Below are 25093 nucleotides of genomic sequence, written 5' to 3' on the forward strand. Positions count from 1 at the left end.
GTGCTTCTGGTGGCGGATCGGTGCAGAGTCACAGAACGATCACGAAGGTCTCGAAACGATAACGGCCAGGTCACTGATCGTGACCTGGCCGGCGAGCGCGGTCCGTGCGCGAGGACGCGCGACAAGACGGTCCGGCCGAGCGGGGGCCCGGCTGCAGACGTCCGGAAACCTAGACGGGGCGTGTGTCGGGAATGTTTCGCCGCGGTGCCGGACGGCTTCCGACGGCCCGGTGAGAGGCACGGCACACCCGTCCACCCCTCCAACCCTCAGCCGCCCCGGCCCTCGCACCGGCCAGGAGGACGACCCGTCAGCGACCGACGGTCTCCGCGAGCCAGCCGGCCGCGGTGTCCGGGGCGAGGTCGAGGACGCCCTCCCCCGCGGTCACCTCGGTGACGACGTGCCCCGGTACGTCCGCGGGACCCCACGGCCAGGCCAGGGCCACCCCCTCCCGTGCCGTCACCTCCGCCCACCCGGCACGCGCCGCGGCCAGCGGGTGGTCGGCGAACACCTGGAAGGTCGTCGTCTGGACCGGGGCGGGCCGGACCCGCAGCCCCCGCGCCTCGAGCCCGTCGCCCACGGCACGGGCCCACTCCACCATCCGCGGCACGAGCGGCATCCGGTCGCGCAGCCCCACGAGGGCCTCCAGGGCGACGGGCGTGAGCCGGTAGAGCGTGCCACCGAGCCGGTGCCGCCACAGCCGCACGTCCTCGGCGAGCTCCTCGCTGCAGGCCACCGCCGCGCCCGAGCTCGCGCCCAGGCCCTTGTAGAACGAGACGTACACCGAGTCCAGCAGCCCGACCACGTCCTGCGCCGGTCGGCCCAGCGCCGGGAGGCTCTCCCAGAGCCGCGCCCCGTCCCCGTGCAGCGGGACGCCGAGCTCGCGCGCCGCCTCGGACAGGGCGACCAGGTCCTCCCACGAGGGCAGCAGGCAGCCGGCGTCGCGCAGGGGCAGCTCCACCAGGGCAGCACCGAGCGAGGCGGGATCGTGCAGGCCCCGCAGGTCCGCGGCCACGGCGGTGCGACGTCCCGTCGTGAGGTGCTCCACCTGGAGGCCCTGCACCACCCGCACCGCGTCGTCCTCGTGGACGACGAGGTGGGAGAGGTCCGGCAGCGCCACCCGGCGCGAGCCGGACCGGTCGCACCAGGCGCGCAGCACGGCCTGCTGGGCCATGGTCCCCGAGGGCACGAGGACGGCGGCCTCGGTGCCGAGCAGCGCGGCGAGCTCCTCCTCGAGCCGGGCGACGGCGCCCCCGCGCCCGTAGACGTCCCACTCGTCGACGCCCAGCTCCTCGCAGGCCGTGGCCAGCGCGGCCAGGTGGGCGGACGGGGCCACGCGCCGGCGTCCGCCCACCACCGCGGCGCCGGCCATGGCCGACTCCACCGCCGACTCCACCGCCGACTCCACCGCCGACTCCACCGCCGGCACGGCGACCGCTCCGCTCGTGGTCTCCTGGCCGTCCGCCTCGTCGTCCATGACGGCAGTCAAGCACCCGGGGCGCTCGCCCGCGCGAGGCGTCGCTGCGGGCGCCCTTCTGGTCAGTCCTCCCAGAACACCCGGTCGACGACGGCGCGGGCGGTGCGGGTGCGGCGCAGGTGCTCCTCCACCAGGTCCTCGGACGCCGAGAGCCCCAGCAGGGCGGCCACGCCCGAGCGCTCCTGCGCCTCGCGGGGGATCTGGTCGCTCGGCGTGCCCCGCACCAGCGTCACCGCGTTGCGCACGCGGCTCACCCAGCGCCAGGTCTCGGCGAGCACCTCGGCGTCGTTCGCGCTGACGAGGCCCGCCTCGGCCGCCGCCCGCAGCGCCGGCAGGGTGCGGCTGCGACGCAGGCCCGGCACCTCGTGGCCGTGGCGCATCTGGAGCAGCTGCACGGTCCACTCGACGTCCGCGAGGCCCCCGCGCCCCAGCTTGAGGTGGGTGGCCGGGTCCGCGCCCCGCGGCAGCCGCTCGCGGTCCACGCGGCCCTTGATCCGCCGCACCTCGAGCACGTCGTCCTCGGTGAGGCCGCCCTCGGGGAAACGCAGGGGGTCGATGAGCGCGGTGAAGCGCTCCCGCAGGTCGGCGTCGCCGACGACGGCGTCGGCGCGCAGCAGCGCCTGCGCCTCCCAGACCAGGGACCAGCGCGCGTAGTAGGCCGCGTACGAGTCGAGGGTGCGCACCAGCGGGCCGCTGCGCCCCTCGGGCCGCAGGTCGGCGTCGACGACCAGCGGCGGGTCCCCACCGGGGAGCGCGAGCAGCCGGCGCAGCTCGTGCGCCAGCGCCTGGGCGTAGGCGCCCGCGACCTCCGGCTCGGCTCCGGGGTACGGGTCGTGGACGAAGAGGACGTCGGCGTCGCTGCCATAGGAGAGCTCGAACCCGCCGTAGCGGCCCATGGCGATGACGGCGAACCGCGTGGGCGGCTCGGACAGGCCGCGGGCGGCCAGCACGGAGCGCTGCACCACCGAGAGCGCGACCTCGAGCGTGGCGTCGGTGAGCCGAGAGAGCCCCGCGCCGACCGTCTCGACGTCGCACAGCCCCAGCAGGTCCCCCGACGCGATCCGGAAGAGCTCGCGGCGGCGCACGGCCCGCAGCGCCCGGACCGCCGCCTCCGGCCCCTCGCGGCGGTCCGCGTTGGCCTGCATCTCCTCGAGCATCGGCTCCATCGTCCGCGGGCCGAGAGTGTCCTCGGCCAGCACGCGCAGGCCCTGCGGCTCGTGCTCGAGCAGGGCGGTGGCGTAGCGCGAGGTCGCCAGGACGTGGGCGAGGCGCTCGGCGACCTCGCCCTCGTCCCGCAGGAGGGCCAGGTACCAGGGGGTCTGCCCCATCGCCTCGCTGATCCGGCGGAAGCCGAAGAGCCCCGCGTCGGGGTCCCCGCCGTCGGCGAACCACTGGAGCATGGCGGGCAGCAGGGTGCGCTGGATGGCGGCGGCCCGGCCGACGCCCTGGGTGAGTGCCTCGAGGTGCCGCAGCGCGGCGGTCGGGTCGCGGTAGCCGAGCGCGGCCAGGCGGTCGCGGGCCGCCTCCGGCGTCAGGCGCGCGTCGGGCCCGGGGATGCGGGCCACGGCCGCCAGCAGCGGCCGGTAGAAGACCTTCTGGTGCAGGCGGCTGACCTCGAGCCGCACCCGCCCCCACTCCGCCTCGAGCTGGGCCGCGGAGTCCTTCATCAGCCCCATCGAGCGGCCCAGGCGCCGCAGCGTCGGCTCGTCGTCCGGGACGACGTGGGTCCGACGCAGCCGGTAGAGCTGGATGCGGTGCTCGAGCCGCCGCAGGAACTCGTAGGCGCGGCTGAGCGCCTCACCGTCCTCCCGCCCCAGGTACCCGCCGCGGGCGAGCTGGAAGAGCGCCGAGAGCGTGGCGGTGCCGCGGATGCTGGTGTCGGCCCGCCCGTGCACCAGCTGGAGGAGCTGGACCGCGAACTCCACGTCGCGCAGCCCGCCGACGCCGAGCTTGAGCTGGCGGTCGGCGTCCTTGCTCGGGAGGTGCTCGAGGACGCGGCGGCGCATGGCCTGGGTCTGCACGACGAAGCCCTCGCGCTCCGCCGCGGTCCACACGAGGTCCTCCAGCATGGCGCACCACTGGCGGCCGACCCCGAGATCGCCCGCGACCGCGCGCCGCTTGAGCAGCGCCTGGAACTCCCAGGTGCTGGCCCAGCGCTGGTAGTAGCCGAGGTGGGAGTCGAGGGTCCGGGTGAGCGGGCCCGCCTTGCCCTCGGGTCGCAGGGCCGCGTCCACCTCCCAGATCTCGCCCTCCCGCGTGGGGTCGGAGCAGACCCGGATGAGGTGGGAGGCGAGCTGCGTCGCCGTGCGCCGGACGCGCTCGGGGTCCAGGTCCGGGTCGTCGGGGTGGGCCGGCTCGTGGGCGAAGACGACGTCGACGTCGGAGACGTAGTTGAGCTCGCGTCCCCCGCACTTGCCCATGGCGATGACGGCGAGGCGGACGTCGGACGCGGCCGCCCCCACGCGTTGCCGCGCCACCGCGAGGCCGGCCTCGAGCGTCCCGGCCGCGAGGTCGGAGAGCTCGGCGGCCACGTCGTCGACGCCCATGTGGTGGGCGAGGTCGCGGGCGGTCAGCCGGACCAGCAGCCGCCGGTAGGCCACCCGCATCGCCACCATGGCCTGGGCGTCGGGGACGGTGGCGACGGGAGCGGCGTCGGCCGGGTCGGCACCCACCGACCGCAGCAGCTCGGCGCGCAGGTGGAACGCCGGGGGTCGGGTGCTGCCGAGCAGGGGGTCGTCCAGGTCCCGCCACGTCTCGGGGTGCCGGACCAGGTGGTCCGTGAGGGCCTTGCTGGCGCCGAGCACCGACAGCAGCCGCATGGCCGTGCCGTCGTCCTCGGCCAGGCAGGTGAGCAGCGCCTCCCGGTCCCCCGGGCGCGCCGCAGCGTCCAGCGCCTCGAGCAGGCGCAGGAGGCCGTCGAGGGCCAGGTCGGGGTCGGCGGTGCGGGCCAGGAACCACAGCACCGTCTCCGCGGCCTCACCGAGCCCGTGGAGCCTCTCCTCGGCCGCGTCGAGGTCGACGAAGCCGTGGCGGGCCAGCGCGGAGCGCGTCGTGAGCGGACGGGCGGGCACGCTCAGGCCTCCGCGGGCACCGACCCGGGCGACCCGGCGCGGGCCGCGTGGCGCTGCGCCGCCATGTCGGCGAGGCGGCGCGCCGCCGGGCGCCACGAGATCTCGAGCTCGGGCAGCGCCTCGCGCACCACCGGCACGACGGCCTCGGTCTCCGGCCAGCCGGCCACGATGTCGGCGTCGGCCTCGGGGTGGCACTGCACGCCCCAGACCCCGGGGGCGTGGCGTGCGGCCTGCACGTCGCCCAACGGCGAGCTGGCCAGGCGGATCCCGCCCGCCGGCAGCTCGGCGACGACGTCGTTGTTCCAGTGCATCGCCCGGTCGGCGAGGAGCCCACCGAGGAGGGCGTCCGACTCCGCCTCCTGCGTCCAGGCGACCGGGGTCAGGCCCATGGTCCGGCCCTGCGGGTTCACCACCACCCGGCCACCGAGCGCGCTGGCGATGACCTGGTGGCCCAGGCAGATGCCCAGGGTCGGCACGTGGGTCACCGCGGCCTCCCGGACGAGCGCCTTGAGCGGCACCAGCCAGGGGTGCTCGTCCTCGTCGTCGGCGCCCATCGAGCCGCCGAGCACGACGAGGGCGTCCACCTCCTCGAGGTCGGCGGGCAGCGCGTCGTCCGCGTAGGTGCGGCACTCGACGAGGTCGCAGCCGGCCTCGACGAGCCACCGGCCGAGCATCCCCGGCGGGTCGTTCTCGTCCGGTCGGACGACGAGGACGACGGGCCGGGAGGCGCCGGCGTGGGTGCCCCCGGGGCGCTGCTCGGTGGGTGCGGTCACGGCCGGGCTCGCCTCACAGCACCGGCAGCATGCGGTCGCGCTCGAAGGCGGAGACCTGGCCGCGGTACTCGTCCCACTCGGCGCGCTTGTTGCGCAGCAGGAAGTCGAAGACCTGCTCCCCGAGCGTCTCGGCCAGCAGCTCGGACTCCTCCGCGATGGCGATGGCGTCGTTGAGGTTCTTCGGCAGCGGCTTGATGCCCAGGGCCGTCCGCTCGCGCTCGGAGAGCGCCCAGACGTCGTCCTCGGCCTCCCGCGGCAGCGGGTACTCCCCCTCGATGCCCTTGAGGCCGGCGGCGAGGACCGCGGCGTAGGCGAGGTAGGGGTTGCAGGCGGCGTCGAGCGAGCGCAGCTCCACGCGGGTCGACGGGCCCTTGTTCGGCTTGTACATGGGCACGCGGATCATCGCGGAGCGGTTGTTGTGGCCCCAGCAGATGTAGCTCGGTGCCTCGGAGCCGACCATCATCCGCTTGTAGGAGTTGACCCACTGGTTGGTGACGACGGAGATCTCCGGCGCGTGCGCCAGGATGCCGGCGATGAAGTGCCGGGCGGCGGGGCTGAGCTGGTACTCCGCGCCTGCCTCGAAGAACGCGTTGTCGTCGCCGTCGAAGAGGCTCACGTGCGTGTGCATGCCGGAGCCCGGGTGCTCGGTGAAGGGCTTGGGCATGAAGGAGGCCCAGATGCCCTGGCTCAGGGCCACCTCACGGATGACCGTCCGGAACGTCATGATGTTGTCCGCCGTCGAGAGGGCGTCGGCGTAGCGCAGGTCGATCTCCTGCTGGCCGGGGCCGCCCTCGTGGTGGCTGAACTCCACCGAGATGCCCATCGCCTCGAGCATGCCGATGGCCTCGCGACGGAAGTCGGCGCCCTCGGACTGCGCGGTGTGGTCGAAGAAGCCGCTGCGGTCGACCGGGATCGGCTTGCGGCCCGCCGACGGCAGCTCCTTGAACAGGTAGAACTCGATCTCGGGGTGCGTGTAGAAGGTGTAGCCCTTCTCGGCGGCCCGCGAGAGCGTCCGCTTGAGGACGTGGCGGGGGTCCGCGAAGGACGGGCTGCCGTCCGGCATCTCGATGTCGCAGAACATGCGCGCGGTCGCGGGGCCGTCCCCGCTGCGCCACGGCAGGATCTGGAACGTCGAGGCGTCCGGCTTCAGCAGCATGTCGGACTCGAAGACGCGGGCGAAGCCCTCGATCGCCGAGCCGTCGAACCCGATGCCCTCCTCGAAGGCGCCCTCGAGCTCCGCCGGCGCGACCGCGACCGACTTCAAGGAGCCGAGCACGTCGGTGAACCACAACCGCACGAAGCGGACGTCGCGCTCCTCGAGCGCCCGGAGCACGAAGTCTTCCTGCTTGCCCATGTCGCCACCCTAGTGGGGCGACGGCTGGGTTCCGTGCACGGGCGTCCGTGGCCCGCGCCGCGCGCCCGCGTCAGGCGGCGACCGGTGCCTCGCAGGTGGTGGTGCCCTGCGCGCCCAGCACCCCGTCCGTCGTCCGGTAGCCGGGCGCGAGGGTGGGGCGGGCGGTCCTCGCCCAGGCGAGGACGGCGAGCGCGTCGCCGTCCGGGGTCGCGACCGTGCGACGACGCACGGCGACCCTCAGCCGGGCCGAGTCCGACGAGGTCCCCGCCCAGCAGCCGAACGCCCGCTTCCCGCCCCGCGCGGCCGAGGCCGGCACGGCGTCCCCGGCGTCGTCGTCGGCGTAGCGCAGGGCGACCAGCGAGACGAACTGCTGCTGGGTGACCCACGGGGCCCGCACGGCGATGGTGAGGCCGACGGTCCGGGACGTGGGCACGGTGAAGGTCACCTCGCCGTCCGTGGCGCGGCGGAAGCGCGTGTGCCAGACCGTGTCGGCCCGGTCGGTGGAGGAGGTGAGCGAGAACCGGCAGCCGGAGCAGGCGGTGACCAGCGTGAGCGTGGTCGTCCCGGTCGATCCCGTCGCGGCGGCGGTGCCGTCGCCCGCGCTCGCCCCGTCGGAGGGGAGCACCAGGGCGAGCACCGCCACGGCGGCGCCGGCCGCGAGCAGCACCAGGCCCCGCGTCAGCCGCGACGGACGCCCAGCGTTCGCGTCCCCGCGTGCGTGCCTGCCTGCCACCGTGCGCTCCTCGTGGTCCTGAGCGCTCCACCTCGCCGGGCGCTCCTGACGGAACGGTTACCCGGCAGCCCCGCCGCGCACACCTGCGCGGACGGGTGAGGGTCCGGGATCACTGGGCCCGCTCACTGCACCGGCTCAGTGGGCCAGGTCATTGGGCAGGGACGTGCGCCTCCAGCTCGGCGAGCCAGGCGGTGGGCGCCGCGTCGGACGGCATCCGCCAGTCGCCCCGCGGCGACATCGTCCCGCCGGCGGAGACCTTGGGCCCGTTGGGCAGCGCGGAGCGCTTGAACTGGCTGGTGAAGAAGCGGCGGTGGAAGACGGTCAGCCAGTGCCTGATCGTGGCCAGGTCGTAGGCGCGACGCGAGTCGGCGGGGAACCCCGGCGGCCACGGCCCCTCCTCGACGTCCCGCCAGGCGTGCCACGCGAGGAAGGCGATCTTCGACGGCCGGTAGCCCAGGCGCAGGACGTGGTGGAGCGTGAAGTCCTGGAGGGCGTAGGGGCCCACGAAGTCCTCCGTGGCCTGCACGCGGCCGCCCGCGTCGGCGGGGACGAGCTCGGGGCTGATCTCCTGGGCGAGGATCTCGCGCAGGATCGCGCCCGTGGTCTCGTCGAACTGGCCGGAGTCGGCGACCCACCGGATCAGGTGCTGGATGAGGGTCTTCGGGACGCCCGCGTTGACGTTGTAGTGCGACATCTGGTCGCCTACGCCGTAGGTGCACCAGCCGAGCGCGAGCTCGGAGAGGTCGCCGGTGCCGACGACGAGCCCGCCGCGCTGGTTGGCGAGCCGGAAGAGGTAGTCGTAGCGCAGCCCCGCCTGGACGTTCTCGAAGGTGACGTCGTAGGTCGGCTCGCCCTCGGCGAACGGGTGCCCGAGGTCGGCGAGCATCTGCTTCGCGGCCGGCCGGATGTCCAGCTCGGAGAACGTGACGCCGAGGGCCGCGCCGAGCCGGTGGGCGAGCGAGCGGGAGGTCTCCCCCGTCGCGAACCCCGGCATGGTGAACGCGAGGATGTCGCTGCGCGGCCGCCCGAGGCGGTCCATCGCGCGGGCGGCGACGATGAGCGCGTGGGTGGAGTCGAGGCCGCCCGAGACGCCGATGACGGCCGTCGGCTGCCACGTGCCGCTGCTCATGGCGGCCATCCGCTGCTCCAGGCCGAAGACCTGGATGTTGTAGGCCTCGTAGCAGTCGAGGGCCAGCCGCTCGGCGTCGGCGGGGACGAACGGGAAGCGCTCGACGGTGCGCCGGAGCCCGAGGTCTCCGCTCGGCGGACCGAGCTCGAAGCGCACGGTGCGCCAGCCCTCGACGCGGTCGGCGAGCGTGCGCCGGTTGTCGTCGAAGCTGCCCTGGCGTTGCCGCTCCTGGCGCAGCCGGTCGAGGTCGATGTCGGCCACGGTCCGCACCACGGCGTCCGGGAAGCGCTCGCCGTCGGCCAGCAGGTCCCCGCACTCGTAGACCATCGTCTGCCCGTCCCAGGACAGGTCGGTGGACGACTCCCCCGGCCCGGCCGCCGCGTACACGGACGCCGCCAGGCACCGCGCGCTCGCGGAACGGACCAGGAGCCGCCGGTCCTCGGCGCGCGCCACCGTGATGGGGCTGCCCGACAGGTTCGCGAGCACGGTGGCGCCGGCGAGCGCGGCCTCCGCGTGGGGAGGGACGGGGACCCACATGTCCTCGCACACCTCGGCGTGCAGCACCAGGCCGGGCACGTCGTCGGCTGCGAAGAGCAGGTCCGTGCCGAACGGGGCCTCCTGGCCCGCGACGACGACGGTCGAGCCGGGGCCGTCGCCGCGCCGGTCGTCGCCCGGGGCGAAGTGCCGCTTCTCGTAGAACTCGCGGTAGTTCGGCAGGTACGACTTCGGCGAGACGCCGAGCACCCGACCCCGGTGCAGCACCAGCGCGCAGTTGAGCAGGCGGTGGCCGACCCTCAGGGGCGCGCCCACCACGAGCACCGGGGTGAGCGCCCGCGTGCCCTCGAGCAGGGTCGCCAGCGCGGCGTCCACCGCCTCGAGCAGGACGTCGGAGAGGAACAGGTCCTCCACCGAGTAGCCGGAGAGGCAGAGCTCGCCGAACACCGCCACGGCCACGGCGTCCTCGTGACAGGCGCGCGCCTGGTCGAGGACGGCGGCGGCGTTGGCGGCCGGGTCGGCGAGCACCACCGGCACCGTGCACGCCGCGACGCGGGCGAAGCCCTGGTCGTAGGCGTTGTAGAAGTCCACGTCGCGAGTCTAGGGACGTGGGCCGACCCAGCTCCGACGGCGGTCTCGCCGAGCGGCTCAGGCGACGGGGTCGGAGCCGTCCGGGTAGCCGCGCGGGTTCTCGGACTGCCAGCGCCAGGTGTCGGCGCACATGTCCTCGATCGTCCGCGTGGCGCGCCAGCCGAGCTCGGCCTGCGCCCGCGTCGGGTCGGCCCAGAAGGCGGGGAGGTCGCCGGCGCGGCGGGGGGCGATCTCGTAGGGCAGCTCGCGGCCCACGGCCTGCTCGAAGGCCTTGAGGAGCTGGAGCACGGAGGTCCCGGTGCCGGTGCCGAGGTTGAACGGGCGGCAGGCGCCCTCCATCGAGTCGAGGTGCTCGAGCGCGGCGACGTGACCCTCGGCCAGGTCCATCACGTGGAGGTAGTCGCGCTCCCCGGTGCCGTCGGCGGTCGGGTAGTCGTCGCCGAAGACGTTGAGGTGGCTGCGACGACCCACGGCCACCTGCGCGATGTAGGGCATGAGGTTGTTCGGGATGCCCTGGGGGTCCTCGCCGATCGTGCCCGAGGGGTGCGCCCCGACCGGGTTGAAGTACCGCAGGAGCGCGACCTTCATGCCGTCGGTCGCGGCCGCCACGTCGGTGAGGATCGTCTCGATCATCGCCTTGGTGCGGCCGTAGGGGTTGGTGGACTCCAGGTGGCGCCAGCCCTCCTCGTAGGGCACCGGCGCCTCCTCGCCGTAGACCGTGGCCGAGGAGGAGAAGACGAGCTTCTTCACGTCGTGGCGGCGCATGGCCTCCAGCAGCGACATGGTCGAGTCGAGGTTGTTGCGGTAGTACTCCAGCGGCTTCTCGACGCTCTCGCCCACGGCCTTGAACCCGGCGAAGTGGATGACGGCGTCGATCTCCTCCATCGAGAAGAGCTGGGCGGTCTTGTCGGCGTCCTTGAGGTCGAAGGCGTGGACGGGGACGTGGGTGCCCGTGAGCGACTCCAGCCGGCCCACCACCGTGGGCTTGGAGTTGGAGAAGTCGTCGACCACGACGACGTCGTGGCCGGCCTCCACGAGGGAGACGACCGTGTGGGACCCGATGTAGCCGGCACCGCCGGAGACGAGGACGCGCATGGGCGTCACGCTAGCCGAGGAGCGACGGGGCCGATGAGTTCGCGGCGCGGCGCCGGTCCGTACCGTCCGACCCACCGTCTCCCCACCGTCCCCGCGCCGCCGACCACCTGGAGGAAGCCCGTGCCCTCGATCATCACCCCGTGCCTGTGGTTCGACGACCAGCTCGAGGAGGCCGCCGCGTTCTACTGCTCGATCTTCCCGAACAGCTCCGTCGGCTGGACCGTGGAGCACTCCGAGTCAGCGCCCGGCGAGACCGGCACCGTCATGACCGGCGACTTCGTGCTGGACGGCCTGCGCTTCCGCGGCATCAACGGCGGCCCGATGTTCTCCTTCACCGAGGCCGTCTCGTTCGAGGTGGCGTGCGAGGACCAGGACGAGGTCGACCGGTACTGGGAGGCGCTGCTGGCCGACGGCGGCACCGAGTCCCGCTGCGGCTGGCTCAAGGACCGCTTCGGCCTGTCGTGGCAGGTCGTGCCGCGCCGGCTGGGCGAGCTGCTGACCGACCCGGACGAGGCCCGGCGCAACGCCGCGATGCAGGCGATGCTGGGCATGTCCCGGATCGTGGTCGCGGACCTGGAGGCCGCGGCGGACGCCGCCGGAGCCGTCGTGTAGCCCGCCCGCGGGCGCACTAGCCTGGGTCGCACGTCCGTGGACTCCAGCAGGGAGCCGCGAGATGACCCAGGAAGGCTCGACGATGAGCAACGAGGAGACCGCGCCCTACGGCAGCGGCCCGGGCGGCGCGACCGCTGCGACGCCGACAGGACCGGCTGCAGGAACCGCGAGCACGGCGCCCGTGCGCCGCATCCGCACCCACCACCTCCAGGCGATGAAGCAGCGCGGCGAGAAGATCACCATGCTCACCGCCTACGACATGTTCACCGCGGAGGTCTTCGACCAGGCCGGCATCGAGATGCTGCTCGTGGGCGACTCCGCCTCCAACAACGTGCTCGGCAACGAGACCTCGCTGCCGGTCACCGTGGACGAGCTGCTGCCGCTGACCCGCGCCGTCGCGCGGGCGGCCCGCCGCGCCATGGTGGTGGGCGACCTGCCCTTCGGCTCCTACCAGGCCTCGCCCGAGCAGGCGTACCTCACCGCGGTGCGGTTCATGAAGGAGGCCGGCGCCCACTGCGTGAAGCTGGAGGGCGGCGCCGAGATGGCTCCCGTCATCGAGAAGCTCACCCAGGGCGGCATCCCCGTGTGTGCCCACATCGGCTTCACCCCGCAGTCCGAGCACGCCCTCGGCGGGTACCGGGTGCAGGGGCGCGGCGAGACGGCGGAGCGGCTGCGCCGCGACGCGCTGGCCGTCCAGGAGGCCGGCGCCTTCGCCGTCGTGATGGAGATGGTGCCCGGCGAGCTGGCCGCGAAGATCTCCGCGGAGCTCGCCATCCCGACCATCGGCATCGGCGCCGGCAACGGCTGCGACGGCCAGGTGCTGGTCTGGCAGGACGCCTTCGGCCTGCGCGAGGGGCGCCTGCCGCGCTTCGTCAAGCAGTTCGCGGACGTGCGCAGCGTGCTCCTCGACGGCGCCCGTGCGTACGCCGACGAGGTCCGCAGCGGGTCCTTCCCCGCAGCCGAGCACACCTTCGAGGGCTGAGCCCACCCCACGCCCCACCCGACGCCCCACCCCGCGCCCCACCCGGCGGTGGGGCGCGGCGGTCGGTCGTCACGCCTACGCTGACGACGTGACCCCCACCACATCCCGCCCCCTGCGTCCCTCGTCCGCCACGACGTCTCGCCGGCCACCTCGCCGGCTCGGCACGGCCGTCGCCGCGCTCCTGCTGGCACCGGGCCTGCTCGGCGCCCCCGCGCCGGCCCCGGCGCTGGCCGCCGAGGACGGGGACGTGACCGCGCGCTCCACCGGCGGCTCGACGACCGACTCCGCCCCGGCCGTGCGCCGGGCCCGGCTGGTCGACGTCCGGGTGATGAAGGCGGGCCTCGACGTGCCGTGGGACGTCCGCTCGATCGGCCACCGCACCCTGCTGTTCACGCAGCGCGACTCCGCCACCCTGCACACGTTCCACGCCGGTCGGGTGCGCAAGGTCCGGTTCCCCTCCGGCCGGGTCTGGGTCTCCGGCGAGACCGGGCTCATGGGGCTGGAGGTCGACCCGCGCTTCGCCCGCAACCGCCGCTTCTACACCTGCCAGGGCCACACCCGCTCCGGCGGCGGGCACGAGGTGAGGGTGGTCGCCTGGACCCTCAGCAAGGACGATCGGCGCGCCCGCCAGCGCGACGTCCTGGTCTCGGGCATCCCGGCGACGTCCGGCCGCCACGGCGGCTGCCGCCTCACCGTCCTCGCCTCCGGCGCCCTGCTGGTGGGTACCGGTGACGCGGCCACCAGCAGCAACCCGCAGGACAAGACGTCCCTGGGTGGGAAGACCCTGAGGCTGAACCGGTTCACCGGGCGGCCCTGGCCGAGCAACCCGTGGCGGCACGCGGCCAACCGCAAGAAGCGGCTCGTCTTCACGTACGGACATCGCAACGTCCAGGGGGTGATGCAGCGACGCGACGGGACGCTGTGGTCGATCGAGCACGGCACCTACCGCGACGACGAGGTCAACCTGCTGCGCGCGGGCGGCAACTACGGGTGGGACCCGGGCCCCGGCTACGACGAGTCCGCCCCGATGACCGACCACTCGCTGCCGGGCCGGCAGCGCTCCGCGCGCTGGCGCTCGGGCAACCCCACCGTCGCGCCCAGCGGTGGCACGTTCGTGCAGGGCAAGGAGTGGGGGCCGCTCGCCGGGACGATGGCGATGGCCGTCCTCAAGGACTCCGAGATGTTCTTCCTCCGCTTCGACGCCGACGGGCGCTTCGTGCGCTCGCGCCGCCCCGCCCAGCTCACCCACTACGGCCGGCTGCGGACCGTCGTCCAGCTCCCGGGTGGCGACCTGGTCGCGCTCACCAGCAACGGGGACGGCAACGACAAGCTGCTGAGGATCACGCCGGCCTGACGCCGGGCCTGACGCCGGGCCTTACCCAGGGCCCGACGCCGGGCCCGGCCGGGCGGACCCGGGGCCGGCGACGGCTCTTGGTCCGGTCCGGCACGATGTCCGTCCACCGACCCGCCAGGAGCCCCGCAGCCCGTGGACACCGAGATCCTCGTCAACTTCCTCCTCGTCCTGCTCTTCGTCCTCATCGGCGGCGTGTTCGCCGCGACCGAGATCGCGCTCGTCTCGCTGCGCGAGTCGCAGCTGGACGCCCTCGAGAAGCGGGGCGGTCGCGGGGCCCGTGTCGCGCGGGTGGCCCGCGACCCCAACCGCTTCCTCGCCGCCGTGCAGATCGGCGTGACGCTGGCCGGGCTCTTCTCGGCGGCCTACGGCGCCTCCACGCTCGCGCCGGACGTCGCCCCGCTCCTCGTGGGCCTGGGCCTGCCCGATGGCGCCGCCGACACGGTGGCGCTGGTCCTGCTCACGCTGGTCGTCGCCTACCTGTCGCTCGTGCTGGGCGAGCTGGCACCCAAGCGCATCGCCCTCCAGCGGGCGGCCGGCGTCGCGCTCGTCGTCGGCCCACCGCTCGACCGCTTCGCCACCGCGGTGCGCCCCGTGGTCTGGCTGCTCTCCCGCTCCACCAACGCCGTGGTCCGGCTCCTGGGCGTCGACCCCGAGGCCGGCGGAGAGGAGATGACGGACGCCGAGCTGCGCTACCTGGTCGCCGAGCACGAGGGCCTGGACGACGGCGAGCGGCGCATCCTCGTGGACGTCTTCGACGCCGCCGACCGGTCGCTGCGCGAGGTGATGCAGCCGCGCGGGGACGTCGTGATGGTCCCGGTCGCCGCGACCGTCGGCGAGGTCCTGGCCGTCGCGGCGCAGCACCCCTGGTCGCGGTACCCGGTGCACGGCGAGAACGCCGACGACGTCCGCGGCTTCGTCCACCTCCGCGACCTGCTGGGCGTCGAGCCCTCGACCCCCGTGAGCGCCGTGCTGCGCGAGATCGGCTTCCTGCCGGGCACCAACCGCGTCCTGCCGACGCTGGCGCGGATGCGGCAGAGCGGGCCGCACATCGCGGTGGTCGTCGACGAGTACGGCGGCACCGACGGCATCGTGACGCTGGAGGACCTGGTCGAGGAGCTGGTCGGCGAGATCGTCGACGAGCACGACGCCCCGCTGCCGACCCCGGGGGCCACCGACGACCTCGAGGCGGGCGTGAGCATCGAGGAGTTCGCGGCCCGCACCGGTGTGCCCCTGCCCGACGGCCCGTACGAGACGGCCGCCGGCTACGTCCTGCACCGGCTGGGTCGGCTGGCCGAGGTGGGCGACCGCGTCGAGGTCGTCCAGGACGGGGCCGAGGCGCCCGCGGAGGCCGTCGCGATCCTGGAGGTCACGGCCGTCGACGGGCGACGCCTCACCCGCCTGCGTCTGCGCCCGGCCGAGCCGGACCGGTGAGGGGCTGGGTGAGGGGCTGGGTGAGGGGCTGGGTGAGGGGCTGGGCGAAGTGAGGGGCTAGGCGCCGACCGCCACCGCGCCGGCCCACAGCAGCGCCAGGACCCCCGGCACGGCGAGCACCCGCAGCGGGTGCGACGTCCACCAGCGGTAGCCCCGCTCGAGGCCGAGGAGCCAGAGCAGGAGCAGCGGGACGAGCGCCCACCAGGACAGGAACGGGGTGCTCCCCAGCAGGAGGAAGAGCATCGCCGCGTGGGCGACCGCACCCACGAAGGGCCACGGCGAGAAACTGCCGCGGCGCAGGTTCTCCAGGAGCGGATGGTCGGGACGGGTGAACGGGCTCACCCGTCGTTCCGTGCCGCGTCGTCCCAGGCCGGGTCCTCGTCCCACTCCCTGTTGCGCTCCTCGGCCTTCTCCAGCGCGCGCCGCGCCTCGGCCTCGCTCGGGTAGGGGCCGAGCCGGTGCTTGGCCGGGCACAGGTTCTCGGTCGTCTCCACGCGGTGGTGGCGCACGCAGAACCAGAACTCGTCGGGGTTGCCTCCGTCCATGCCCCCGACGCTAGCGCCACGATGGAGGAGGCGGCACCACCCGCGGCTAGCCTCGCCCCGTGACGCTCCCCCGCCGCGCACCGCTGCGCCCTGCTCCGATCTCGCCCCGCCGCGCCGTGCCCGCCTCCATCGAGCGGCCGGAGTACGTCGGCCAGCCCGCCCCGCTGCCGTTCCGCGGCAGCGAGGTCAAGGACGCCGAGACCATCGAGCGGATGCGGGCCGCCTGCCGGCTGGCGGCGCAGGCCCGCGAGGAGGTCGGCCGGCACGTCGCCCCCGGGGTGACGACGGACGAGCTGGACCGCGTCGGCCACGAGTTCCTCTGCGACCACGGCGCCTACCCCTCGACGCTGGGCTACCGCGGGTACCCGAAGTCGCTGTGCAGCAGCGTCAACGAGGTCGTCTGCCACGGCATCCCGGACGCCCGGCCGCTCGAGGACGGCGACATCGTCAACATCGACATCACCGGCTACCTGGACGGCGTCCACGGCGACACGAACGCCACCTTCCTCGTCGGTGACGTCGACGAGGAGACGCGTCTGCTGGTCGAGCGCACCCGCGAGGCGACCCTGCGCGGCATCCGCGCGGTGAAGCCGGGTCGTCGGATCAACGTCGTGGGCCGGGTCATCGAGGCCTACGCCGCGCGGTTCGGCTACGGCGTCGTCCGGGAGTTCACCGGGCACGGCATCGGCACCGCGTTCCACTCGGGCCTGATCGTCCCCCACTACGACGACCCCGAGCACGACGACCTCATCGAGGTCGGGATGACGTTCACCATCGAGCCCATGCTCAACCTCGGCACCCACGAGTGGGAGATGTGGGACGACGGGTGGACCGCCACGACCCTCGACAAGCGCCCGTCGGCGCAGTTCGAGCACACGCTCCTGGTGACCGCCGACGGCGCGGAGATCCTCACCGAGCCGTGAGCCACGCCTGAGGCAGCCCCGGAGGAGTCCCTGGCGCGGGCCGAGGACGTCCCACCTGTCGGACGCCGCCACCTACCCTGATCCGAGGAACCCACGGGACACCCCGACAGGCATCGCCGGACGGGTGTCGGGGAGCGTTCGTCGGTCCGGTGACCGGACACACGTCGAACTTACGTCGAGGAAACATTTGCCCTTGTAGGGTCCGCCTCATGACGGCCATGTTCGAGGGCTACGGGTCCAGCGGACCGGCCTACGACGAGATGTTCGACGGGCAGCGACTCCGCCCGCCGTACCGGCGCCTGCGCCACTCGTTGCGGGCCCTGACCACACCGGAGCTCGTGCAGAGGGTCGAGGCCCTCCAGGCGAGCTACCTGGACCAGGGCGTCACCTTCGACATCGGAGGCGAGGAGCGGGCCTTCCCGCTCGACATCCTCCCCCGCGTCATCGAGATGGACACCTGGACGACCATCGAGAAGGGCGTCCAGCAGCGGGTCAAGGCGCTCGAGGCGTTCCTCGCGGACGTCTACGACGCCGGTCAGATCTTCGGCGACGAGGTGATCCCGCGGCGGGTCATCATGACCTCCTCGCACTTCCACCGCGAGGCGGCCGGCGTCCGGCCCCCGAACGGCGTGCGGGTGCACGTGGCCGGCATCGACCTCATCCGCGACAACGCGGGCGAGTTCCGCGTCCTCGAGGACAACTGCCGCGTCCCCTCCGGCGTCTCCTACGTGATGACGAACCGCCGGGCGATCACCGCGGCGCTGCCGGAGACCGTCGCCCAGCACCGCATCCGTCCGGTCGCCGGCTACCCGCAGCGGCTGCTCGCCGCGCTGCGCGCGGCCGCGCCGGCCGGCGTGAGCGACCCGACGGTCGTTGTCCTCACCCCCGGCGTCTACAACGGCGCCTACTTCGAGCACGCGCTGCTCGCCCGGACCATGGGCGTGGAGCTCGTGGAGGGCCGCGACCTCCTCTGCCAGCGCGGCCGCGTCTTCATGCGCACCACCAAGGGCCTGGCCCCGGTGCACGTGATCTACCGCCGCATCGACGACGAGTTCCTCGACCCGGCCCACTTCCGCGAGGACTCCGTGCTCGGTGCCCCCGGCATCATCGACGCCTCGCGGGCCGGCAACGTGACGCTGGCCAACGCGGTCGGCAACGGCGTCGCCGACGACAAGCTCGTCTACACCTACATGCCCGACATCATCCGGTACTACCTCGGCGAGGAGCCGGTGCTGCGCAACGTCGACACCTGGCGGTGCGGGGACGCCGACGCCCGCGAGGAGGTCCTGGACCGGCTCGACGAGCTCGTGCTCAAGCCCGTGGACGGCTCCGGCGGCAAGGGCATCGTCATCGGCCCCCGCGCCGACAAGGCCGAGCTCGACGAGCTGCGGCAGAAGGTGATCGAGCACCCGCGGGACTGGATCGCCCAGCCCGTCGTCCAGCTCTCCACCGTGCCGACCTTCGTGGACGGCGAGCTCGGGCCGCGCCACGTCGACCTGCGCCCCTTCGCGGTCAACGACGGCAACCGCGTGTGGGTGCTCCCCGGCGGTCTGACCCGCGTGGCGCTGGCCAAGGGCGAGCTCATCGTGAACTCCTCCCGCGGCGGTGGCTCCAAGGACACCTGGGTGCTGGCCGGGCCGTCGACCGCCCCGGAGGGCTACCTCGAGGACGACGACCTCGACCTCACGCACGAGGTCGACCCGGCCGACGAGCTCGACACGCAGCCGACCTCGCCGCCCGCGCCCGTGACCGGGATGATGCCCGCCATCACCCCCGAGCTCGAGGCGGCCCTCGCCCGCCAGCAGGACCAGCAGCAGGGACAGCAGGCGAGCCGGCAGGCGCAGCCCGCGGCCCGCGACGAGGACGGGGAGGCCTGATGCTCAGCCGCATCGCGGAGTCGATGTTCTGGATCGGTCGCTACGTCGAGCGCGCCGAGGACACGGCCCACCTGCTCGACGTGCAGAGCCAGCTCCTGCTGGAGGACGCGACCCTCGACGAGTCGGTCACCTGCCGTGACCTCCTCTCGATCATGGGCGTGGAGATCGAGCCCGGCTCCGGTCCGCTCGGCCTGGGCGACGTCCTCGAGACCCTCTGCTACGACACCGAGCACCCCAGCTCCATCGCGGCCAGCCTCGGCGCGGCCCGCGAGTCGGCCCGCCGGGCCCGCGAGACCCTCTCGGTCTCGATCTGGGAGGCCATCAACACCACGTACCGCGCGATCCCGGCGGGTCACTTCTCGCGGATGCGTCCGCCCGGGGTGTTCGCCTGGGTGCGCGACCGGGTCTCGCTCGTCAACGGCATCGCGGACGGCACGATGACCCGCGACGAGAGCTGGCAGTTCCTCGTGCTCGGCCGCAGCGTCGAGCGCGCGGACATGACCAGCCGCCTCGTCGCCAGCGCGTCGCTCGCCTCGGGCCGGGAGGCCGCGTGGACGACCACGCTGCGCGCGTCCGGCTCCTACGACGCCTTCCTGCGTACCTACCGCGGCGTCGAGACCGAGCGGGCCGCCGCCGAGTTCCTGGTGCTGGACCGGCTCTTCCCCCGGTCCGTCGTGTACTCGCTGCAGCGGGCCGAGCAGTGCCTGGAGAACCTCGAGGCCGCCGACCCGCGCGCCGGGTTCCAGAACGAGGCCCAGCGCCTGCTCGGCCGGATGCGGGCCGAGCTGGAGTACCGCTCCCCCGCGGAGCTGATGACCGACCTGCCCACGGAGATGGAGCGGCTCCAGCGCACCTGCGCCGCCGCCACCGAGGCAGTGACGCGCCGCTACTTCGCGAGCGCGGAAGCGACGAGCTGGACCGGGGTGAGCGTCTGATGCAGCTGAGGATCGTCCACACGACCACCTTCGCCTACGACGGGAAGGCCAGCGCCTCGCTCAACCAGGCGCGACTGACGCCGGTCACCTCGCCGGAGCAGATCCTCGTGCACTCGCGCATCGAGGTGCACCCGACGCCGTGGACCTACGACTACCGCGACTACTACGGCAACCTCGTCACGGCCTTCGAGATCATGGACGAGCACGACCACCTCACGGTGACGGCGACGTCGACCGTGCAGACCGAGCCCCGCCACCCCGGCGAGCAGCACCTCGGCTGGGGCGACCTGGGCGCCTGGGAGGTCGCGGACCGCTGGACCGAGTTCCTCATCCTCCCCGACGTCGTGGCCCCGCCGGAGGACTTCGCCTCGCGGGTCAAGGACGTCGCGGCCGGCGCCGCGACCCCGGCCGACGCGGCGGCCGCCGTGGCCGGGCTCGTCCGCGCCGAGGTGGAGTACCAGCCCGGTGCCACCGGCGTGCACTCGCTCGCCGCGGACGCCTGGGGCCAGCGCGCCGGGGTCTGCCAGGACATGGCGCACCTCGTCATCGGCGGCCTCCGGTCGCTGGGCATCCCGGCCCGCTACGTCTCCGGCTACCTGCACCCCGCCCCGGACCCGATCGTCGGCCTCCAGGTCACCGGCCAGTCGCACGCGTGGGTGGAGTGGTGGGACGGCGCGTGGCGCGCCATCGACCCGACCTCGGGGGTCGGCCTGGACGACCGGTACGTGACCGTCGCGGTCGGCCGGGACTACTCCGACGTCAAGCCGCTCTCGGGCATCTACTCGGGCTCCGGCTCGTCCACCATGACCGTGGACGTGCAGATCACCCGGCTCTCCTGACCTGGCCAGTCCCCCGAACCTGCACTGACCCCGCGCCGGCCCGGCCACCTTCGCGGGTGGTCGGGTCAGGTCAGGTCGTCGTCGTGCAGGATGCGCTGGAACAGCCGGTGGTCCTGCCAGGCGCCCGCGATGAACAGGTACTTCTCGGCGTAGCCGAACTCGGTGAACCCGGCCGCGCGCAGCACCGCCTGGCTGGCGGTGTTCGCCACCACGGTCCCGGCCTCGAGCCGGTGCAGGCCGAGCTCCCTCGCGCGGCCGACCGCGTGCTCGACCAGCCCGCGGGCCAGGCCCCGGTGGAGGTGGTCACGGTCGACCCAGTAGCCGAGGCTGGCGGAGGCGAACACCCCGCGGACCAGGTTGTTGAGGTTGATCCGGCCGACGACGCGGTCACCGTCGAGGAGGAGCCAGCGGTCTCCCAGGCCGAGCCGGGTGCGCTCGGCGTCCTGCTCCAGGAGGCGGCGCTGGCCCGCCTCGGTGTAGAACGCGGCGTCGCGCCGCGGGTCCCACGGCTCGAGATGCTCGCGGTTGTGCAGGTAGGCCGCGCAGAGCCGACCGGCGTCGTCGGCCTCCGGGGGCCGGAGGGTGAGGCCGTCGAGCGCCGCGAGGGGGTCCTGGGCCCGCGGGCTCACCGCTGGACCGGCCGCTCGGAGTCGCCGGCGGGCGGGGCGTCGCCGAGGACGCGCTGCCACAGGTCGTGGTCGCGCCACGCGCCGTGGATGAAGAGCATCTGCCGGAGCACGCCGACCCGCTCGAAACCGCTGCGCTGCAGCACGCCCGCAGAGGCGACGTTGTCGGTCCTCGTGCCGGCCTCGATCCGGTGCAGGCCGAGCTCGAGGGCGCGGGTGCCGGCGAAGGTGACCATGGCGGTGGCCAGCCCGCGGCGGGTGTGCGCGGCGTCGACCCAGTAGCCGAGCCGGGCCGACTGCAGGCCGCCGCGCGTGATCGCCCCGAGCGAGACGTGGCCGACGACGGTGGGCCGCTCCGCGCCGTCCTGCTGGACCTCGTGGCACCACAGGTACCAGGTCTCCTCCTCGCCGGCCCGCTCCCGGGCCTCGGCGGCCGCGAAGAGGCGCTGGACGCCGACGGTGCTGGTGAGGTCCACGGACGCCTGCGGCTCCCACGGCTCCAGGTGGGCGCGGTTGCGCAGCCGGGCCTCGGCCACCGCCCCCGCGTCCTCCATCCGCAGGCGCCGGAGCCGGTAGCCGGCGGGCAGGCCGTCGGTGCGGGCCTCGTCGCGGCCCTCGGGGTCGAGGCTCGCGCGGAGGTGGGCTCGGATACTGCTGGACACGTCGCAGACGCTACGCTGCCGTACTGCGGACGGGCTGGTCGGGCGACCGCGTTGCTCCCTCACGGGGGCACCGAGGAAGGTCCGGGCTCCGAAGGGCAGGGTGGTGGCTAACAGCCACCCGGGGCAACCCGCGGGAAAGTGCCACAGAGAACAGACCGCCGGGCCCTCACGGGTCAGGTAAGGGTGAAACGGTGGTGCAAGAGACCACCAGCGGCCGAGGTGACTCGGTCGGCTCGGCAAACCCCACCCGGAGCAAGGTCAAGAAGCCACCTCACGGTGGCGCGCACACGTTCGAGGGCGGCCCGCCCGAGTGTGCGGGTAGACCGCTGGAGGGTGTCGGCAACGGCACTCGTAGATGGATGGTCGCCCCCTGGTCACCAGGGACAGAACCCGGCCTACAGACCAGCCCGTCCGCGCCCCTGCTCCTGTCCTCCCCCGGCTGCCGCCGTCGGGTCAGCCGCGAGCGTCGCGCCGTTCCTGGAGCCGGGCCTGCGCCTGGTCGAGGTAGGCCAGGCACGGGGCCTCGGCGTCGGGGTGCTGCGCGACGAGGTGGAAGATCCACCGGTCCATGGCGGCTATGTAGCCGTTGTCCTCGCCCTTGCGCCGGGTGCTCCACGCACGGGTGCCGGAGCCGGGCCGAGGGACCTCGCACTGCGTGCAGGAGATCTTGTAGGCGAAGGAGTCGTCCGGGCTCAGGTCGATGCGGACGTCGGCCAGCGGGCCGGCCTCGACGCCGGCCTTCCTCTGCCGGGCGGAACGGCTGGCGGGCACGGGACCTCATCTCGGGCTCGGGGACGGTGGGGTCAGCGTAGGCGGACGGCGCGCTGCGGCCCGACTCGGCGGCGCTGGGCGGCGGCTGGCGGCTGGCGGCTGGCGGCTGGCGGCTGGCGGCTGGCGGCTGGCGGCTGGCGGCTGGCGGCTGGCGGCTGGCGGCTGGCGGCCACGATTGGTCAGAGACCGCCGCGACACGCCGTGCCCACCGCACGTTGGTGACCAAACGTCGCCCCGCAGAGCCGAGGCCGTCCCCACCGCCGCCCCTCCAACGCCAACCACCACCCCCGCCCCACCAACCACAGCAAGCCGCCCGTCCCCGCCACGATTGGTCAGAGACGGCCGCGACACGCCGTGCCCACCGCACGTTGGTGACCAAACGTCGACCACCCACGGCCCGCCAGGCACCATGGCGGCGTGGACTTCTCCGAGCGCAGCCGCGTCCCCGTCACGCTGGAGTCGTGCGGCACCGTCGAGGGGCCGTTCTGGCACGGCACGGCGGCCGCGCTCCGGGTCGGCGACGAACTGGTCGCGGGGCACCGCTCGAACTTCCAGGCCGAGCGGGTGATGAACCACGTCTACTTCGCGGGGGACGTCGAGGCGGCGGTGTGGGGTGCCGAGCTCGCCTCAGCGCTCACCGAGGCGGGGCCGGGCCGCGTCTACCTGGTCGAGCCGACGGGGCCGTTCGAGGACGACCCGAACGTCACCGACAAGAAGTTCCCCGGCAACCCCACCCGATCGTTCCGCACCCGCCACCCGCTGCGCGTCGTCGGCGAGGTGGCCGACTGGCCCGCCCACGACCCCGAGGCCGTCGCCGGCATGCTCGCCGGCTTGGAGCGCCTGCGCGCCGAGGGCCGGGACGTCATCGAGGACTGACCCACCCCTGCCGGATCAGACGTTCGGCCACGGCACCCGGGCACCGAGCGCCATGATCCGTCCGTGCGCATCGGGACGTGGAACCTCGCCGGCCGCTGGGGCGACGCCCATCTCCGACTGCTGGAGAGCCTGGCGTGCGACGTCCTGCTGCTCACGGAGGTCTCGGAGCGCGTCGAGGTCCCGGGGATGCACCGGCATCTCACCCGGGGGGTCATGGCGCCGCGTCGACGATGGGCCGGCGTGTTCAGCATCGGTCCGCTGCGCCCGCTGCCCGAGCCCCACGGAGCCACCGCGCTCGCCGAGGTCACCGCGGACGATGGGGACGAGCGCGTCGTGCTGGCGTCCTCCGTCCTCCCCTGGCGGTCGTGCGGCTCCGCGCAGCCCTGGGTGGGCACGACGTCGAAGGAACGGACCGCCCACGCCGTCGACGCGATCGCGCAGGCGCGGCCGACGGTCTGGGGCGGCGACTGGAACCATGCGCTCCACGGACGTGAGTACGCGGGGTCGATGGGCGGGCGCGCCCACCTGCTCGCCGCGCTCGACGACCTCGGCCTGCGCGCGGCCACCTCTGACTCCCCACACCGGATCGACGGCCTGGCCAGCATCGACCACGTGGCCGTGCCTTCGGGCTGGGCCGCGGAGGCGACCCGGCACGTGGCCGAGCACGACGGCAGCAGGCTCTCCGACCACGACGCCTACGTGGTCGCCGTCGAGCACCGGTGAGCCCAGGCAGCACCCCACACACCCCAGCACGCCCCCACCCGCCGCCCAGCAGGACGACGGGTGCGGGAGAGAGCCGGGGACAGGCGTCAGGCGGCCTGGATGTCCGACCAGAGCGTGTTGCGGAAGTTCTGCAGCTCGCCGGAGACGTAGCCCTCGTAGACGATGGTCTGGTCGAGGTCGAGCGCCAGGGCGTCGTTGCCGGTGATGCTGGCGTCGATCTTGCCGGCCGCGTCGGGCATCAGGTACGAGGCACCGGTGGTGTTGATGAAGTCGGCGTAGTTCTTCGGCTCGAGGATGAAGTCCATGAGCGCGTAGGCGGCGGCCTGGTGCTCGGACTCACCGAAGATCGTCCAGCCGTCGAGGTAGGCGGGCATGCCCTCGGAGGGGGCGATCCAGCCGATGGTGTCGTCGACGCCGAGCACGCCGGCGGTCTCGTAGTCGTAGCCGACGGCCACGGTGGCGCTGCCCTTCTTGAGCGCCGCGACGCGGCCGCTGTCGAGGAAGGCCTTGATGTTCGGCTTGGCGTCGATGACGAGGTCGGCCGCGGACTGCAGCTCGTCCTCGCTCTCGGTGTTGATGTCGTAGCCCTGGGCGAGCAGCGCCATCGACATCACGTCGACGTCGTAGTTCGGCAGGACGACCTGGTCCGAGAGCGTCGAGCCCATCTGGTCGAACAGGTCGGCCCAGGAGGTCGGCGGGGAGTCGAGCAGGTCCTTGCGGTACATGATCCCGACCTTGCCCTGCTCCAGCGGCATCCCGTACGGGTACGCGGTGCGGAACTTCTCCGGGATGTTCGACAGGTTCGGCACCTGCGAGGAGTCGAAGTCGTTGAGGATGCCGGCGACCTGGGCGGCCTGGGCGCTCGCGTTGCCGAGCAGGGCCAGGTCGTAGGCCTTGGGGTTCTGCCGGATCAGCGTGATGATCGCGCCCGAGCCGCCCGAGGGCAGGCTCGGCTGCTTCACCGTGATCGCCGGGTACTGCGAGGTGAACCCGGAGACGGTCTTCTTGCCGATCCACCCGTCGTAGTTGAGGAACGTGAGGGTCTGCTCGTCGGTCAGCGCGAGGCCGCTCGACGACGAGGACGACGACGAGCTCGAGCTCGAACCCGAGCAGGCCGCCAGCAGGCCCGTCAGCGACAGCCCACCGACACCGGCGAGCACACTCCTGCGACTAAGCAACTTCTTCTCCGTTCGTCACCACTCCGGCTTCAACAGTCATTGAC

23 protein-coding genes and 1 other RNA gene are annotated in these 25093 nt (G+C 73.7%); 11 read left to right on the top strand and 13 right to left on the bottom strand.

Annotated elements, in window-relative coordinates; genetic code table 11:
- Window positions 1–307: 307 nt before the first annotated feature.
- The 7 genes from E8D37_RS03365 to galE all read right to left on the bottom strand — a co-directional run bounded on the left by E8D37_RS03365 (window position 308) and on the right by galE (window position 10715).
- Window positions 308–1474, bottom strand: coding sequence for a beta-eliminating lyase-related protein (locus tag E8D37_RS03365; RefSeq protein ID WP_136568335.1), 1167 nt, complete (start codon window positions 1472–1474; stop codon window positions 308–310).
- A 62-nt stretch (window positions 1475–1536) separates the two neighbouring features.
- A complete protein-coding gene (locus E8D37_RS03370; protein WP_136568336.1) occupies window positions 1537–4545 on the bottom strand; it encodes a bifunctional [glutamine synthetase] adenylyltransferase/[glutamine synthetase]-adenylyl-L-tyrosine phosphorylase in 3009 nt (1002 codons plus the stop codon).
- Between the two features lie 2 nt (window positions 4546–4547).
- A complete protein-coding gene (locus E8D37_RS03375; protein WP_136568337.1) occupies window positions 4548–5318 on the bottom strand; it encodes a type 1 glutamine amidotransferase in 771 nt (256 codons plus the stop codon).
- A gap of 13 nt (window positions 5319–5331) precedes the next feature.
- Window positions 5332–6672 (bottom strand): glutamine synthetase family protein, encoded by a 1341-nt coding sequence (locus E8D37_RS03380; protein ID WP_136568338.1) that lies wholly within the window; start codon window positions 6670–6672, stop codon window positions 5332–5334.
- A 70-nt stretch (window positions 6673–6742) separates the two neighbouring features.
- Window positions 6743–7405, bottom strand: coding sequence for a hypothetical protein (locus tag E8D37_RS03385; RefSeq protein WP_136568339.1), 663 nt, complete (start codon window positions 7403–7405; stop codon window positions 6743–6745).
- 148 nt (window positions 7406–7553) lie between these two features.
- Complete coding sequence (locus tag E8D37_RS03390; protein WP_136568340.1) at window positions 7554–9620, bottom strand: NAD(+) synthase; 2067 nt, start codon at window positions 9618–9620, stop codon at window positions 7554–7556.
- Between the two features lie 57 nt (window positions 9621–9677).
- Window positions 9678–10715, bottom strand: coding sequence for a UDP-glucose 4-epimerase GalE (galE, locus tag E8D37_RS03395; RefSeq protein ID WP_136568341.1), 1038 nt, complete (start codon window positions 10713–10715; stop codon window positions 9678–9680).
- A gap of 120 nt (window positions 10716–10835) precedes the next feature.
- Between galE and E8D37_RS03400 the strand changes: the two genes are divergently transcribed.
- The 4 genes from E8D37_RS03400 to E8D37_RS03415 all read left to right on the top strand — a co-directional run bounded on the left by E8D37_RS03400 (window position 10836) and on the right by E8D37_RS03415 (window position 15094).
- On the top strand, window positions 10836–11327 hold the full coding sequence (locus tag E8D37_RS03400) for a VOC family protein (RefSeq protein WP_136568342.1): 492 nt from the start codon (window positions 10836–10838) through the stop codon (window positions 11325–11327).
- Window positions 11328–11388: 61 nt separating this feature from the next.
- Window positions 11389–12309, top strand: coding sequence for a 3-methyl-2-oxobutanoate hydroxymethyltransferase (panB, locus tag E8D37_RS03405; RefSeq protein ID WP_136568343.1), 921 nt, complete (start codon window positions 11389–11391; stop codon window positions 12307–12309).
- Between the two features lie 88 nt (window positions 12310–12397).
- Window positions 12398–13663 carry a PQQ-dependent sugar dehydrogenase gene (locus tag E8D37_RS03410; protein WP_136568344.1) on the top strand — a complete coding sequence of 422 codons (1266 nt, stop codon included), beginning with the start codon at window positions 12398–12400 and terminating at the stop codon, window positions 13661–13663.
- 132 nt (window positions 13664–13795) lie between these two features.
- Window positions 13796–15094 carry a hemolysin family protein gene (locus E8D37_RS03415; RefSeq protein ID WP_136568345.1) on the top strand — a complete coding sequence of 433 codons (1299 nt, stop codon included), beginning with the start codon at window positions 13796–13798 and terminating at the stop codon, window positions 15092–15094.
- Between the two features lie 57 nt (window positions 15095–15151).
- On the opposite strand, the gene E8D37_RS03420 is transcribed toward E8D37_RS03415, so the two are convergent.
- Window positions 15152–15436 (bottom strand): hypothetical protein, encoded by a 285-nt coding sequence (locus tag E8D37_RS03420; protein WP_136568346.1) that lies wholly within the window; start codon window positions 15434–15436, stop codon window positions 15152–15154.
- Window positions 15433–15639, bottom strand: coding sequence for a hypothetical protein (locus E8D37_RS03425; RefSeq protein ID WP_136568347.1), 207 nt, complete (start codon window positions 15637–15639; stop codon window positions 15433–15435). Before E8D37_RS03425 ends, E8D37_RS03420 begins: the two co-directional genes overlap by 4 nt.
- 59 nt (window positions 15640–15698) lie before the next feature.
- Here E8D37_RS03425 and map point away from each other — a divergent pair, with 59 nt between their 5' ends.
- The 4 genes from map to E8D37_RS03445 all read left to right on the top strand — a co-directional run bounded on the left by map (window position 15699) and on the right by E8D37_RS03445 (window position 20213).
- Complete coding sequence (map, locus tag E8D37_RS03430; RefSeq protein ID WP_136568348.1) at window positions 15699–16562, top strand: type I methionyl aminopeptidase; 864 nt, start codon at window positions 15699–15701, stop codon at window positions 16560–16562.
- Window positions 16563–16771: 209 nt separating this feature from the next.
- The gene (locus E8D37_RS03435; RefSeq protein ID WP_136568349.1) at window positions 16772–18439 is read left to right on the top strand and encodes a circularly permuted type 2 ATP-grasp protein; all 1668 of its coding nucleotides are present in this window, start codon (window positions 16772–16774) and stop codon (window positions 18437–18439) included.
- Complete coding sequence (locus E8D37_RS03440) at window positions 18439–19374, top strand: alpha-E domain-containing protein (protein ID WP_136568350.1); 936 nt, start codon at window positions 18439–18441, stop codon at window positions 19372–19374. Before E8D37_RS03435 ends, E8D37_RS03440 begins: the two co-directional genes overlap by 1 nt.
- Window positions 19374–20213, top strand: a complete 840-nt coding sequence (locus E8D37_RS03445; RefSeq protein WP_136568351.1) for a transglutaminase family protein — start codon at window positions 19374–19376, stop codon at window positions 20211–20213. The genes E8D37_RS03440 and E8D37_RS03445 overlap by 1 nt, the downstream gene beginning before the upstream one ends.
- 65 nt (window positions 20214–20278) lie before the next feature.
- On the opposite strand, the gene E8D37_RS03450 is transcribed toward E8D37_RS03445, so the two are convergent.
- On the bottom strand, window positions 20279–20842 hold the full coding sequence (locus tag E8D37_RS03450) for a GNAT family protein (protein ID WP_136568352.1): 564 nt from the start codon (window positions 20840–20842) through the stop codon (window positions 20279–20281).
- Window positions 20839–21501, bottom strand: a complete 663-nt coding sequence (locus tag E8D37_RS03455) for a GNAT family protein (RefSeq protein ID WP_136568353.1) — start codon at window positions 21499–21501, stop codon at window positions 20839–20841. Before E8D37_RS03455 ends, E8D37_RS03450 begins: the two co-directional genes overlap by 4 nt.
- 30 nt (window positions 21502–21531) lie before the next feature.
- On the opposite strand from E8D37_RS03455, the gene rnpB reads away from it, so the two are divergent.
- Window positions 21532–21915: RNase P RNA component class A (rnpB, locus tag E8D37_RS03460), an RNA gene on the top strand.
- A gap of 39 nt (window positions 21916–21954) precedes the next feature.
- Here rnpB and E8D37_RS03465 read toward each other — a convergent pair.
- On the bottom strand, window positions 21955–22272 hold the full coding sequence (locus E8D37_RS03465) for a hypothetical protein (RefSeq protein ID WP_136568354.1): 318 nt from the start codon (window positions 22270–22272) through the stop codon (window positions 21955–21957).
- Window positions 22273–22689: 417 nt separating this feature from the next.
- Here E8D37_RS03465 and arr point away from each other — a divergent pair, with 417 nt between their 5' ends.
- Together arr and E8D37_RS03480 are read left to right on the top strand one after the other, a co-directional pair.
- Entirely contained in the window at window positions 22690–23148 is a 459-nt protein-coding gene (gene arr, locus E8D37_RS03475; RefSeq protein WP_136568355.1) for an NAD(+)--rifampin ADP-ribosyltransferase, read from the top strand.
- 63 nt (window positions 23149–23211) lie between these two features.
- Window positions 23212–23871, top strand: a complete 660-nt coding sequence (locus E8D37_RS03480; RefSeq protein ID WP_136568356.1) for an endonuclease/exonuclease/phosphatase family protein — start codon at window positions 23212–23214, stop codon at window positions 23869–23871.
- An 86-nt stretch (window positions 23872–23957) separates the two neighbouring features.
- Here E8D37_RS03480 and E8D37_RS03485 read toward each other — a convergent pair whose 3' ends face one another.
- Entirely contained in the window at window positions 23958–25031 is a 1074-nt protein-coding gene (locus tag E8D37_RS03485) for an extracellular solute-binding protein (protein WP_168929593.1), read from the bottom strand.
- Between the last annotated feature and the right edge of the window lie 62 nt (window positions 25032–25093).

Source organism: Nocardioides sp. GY 10127 (assembly GCF_004919085.1).
In the GTDB taxonomy this organism is placed as follows: domain Bacteria; phylum Actinomycetota; class Actinomycetes; order Propionibacteriales; family Nocardioidaceae; genus Nocardioides.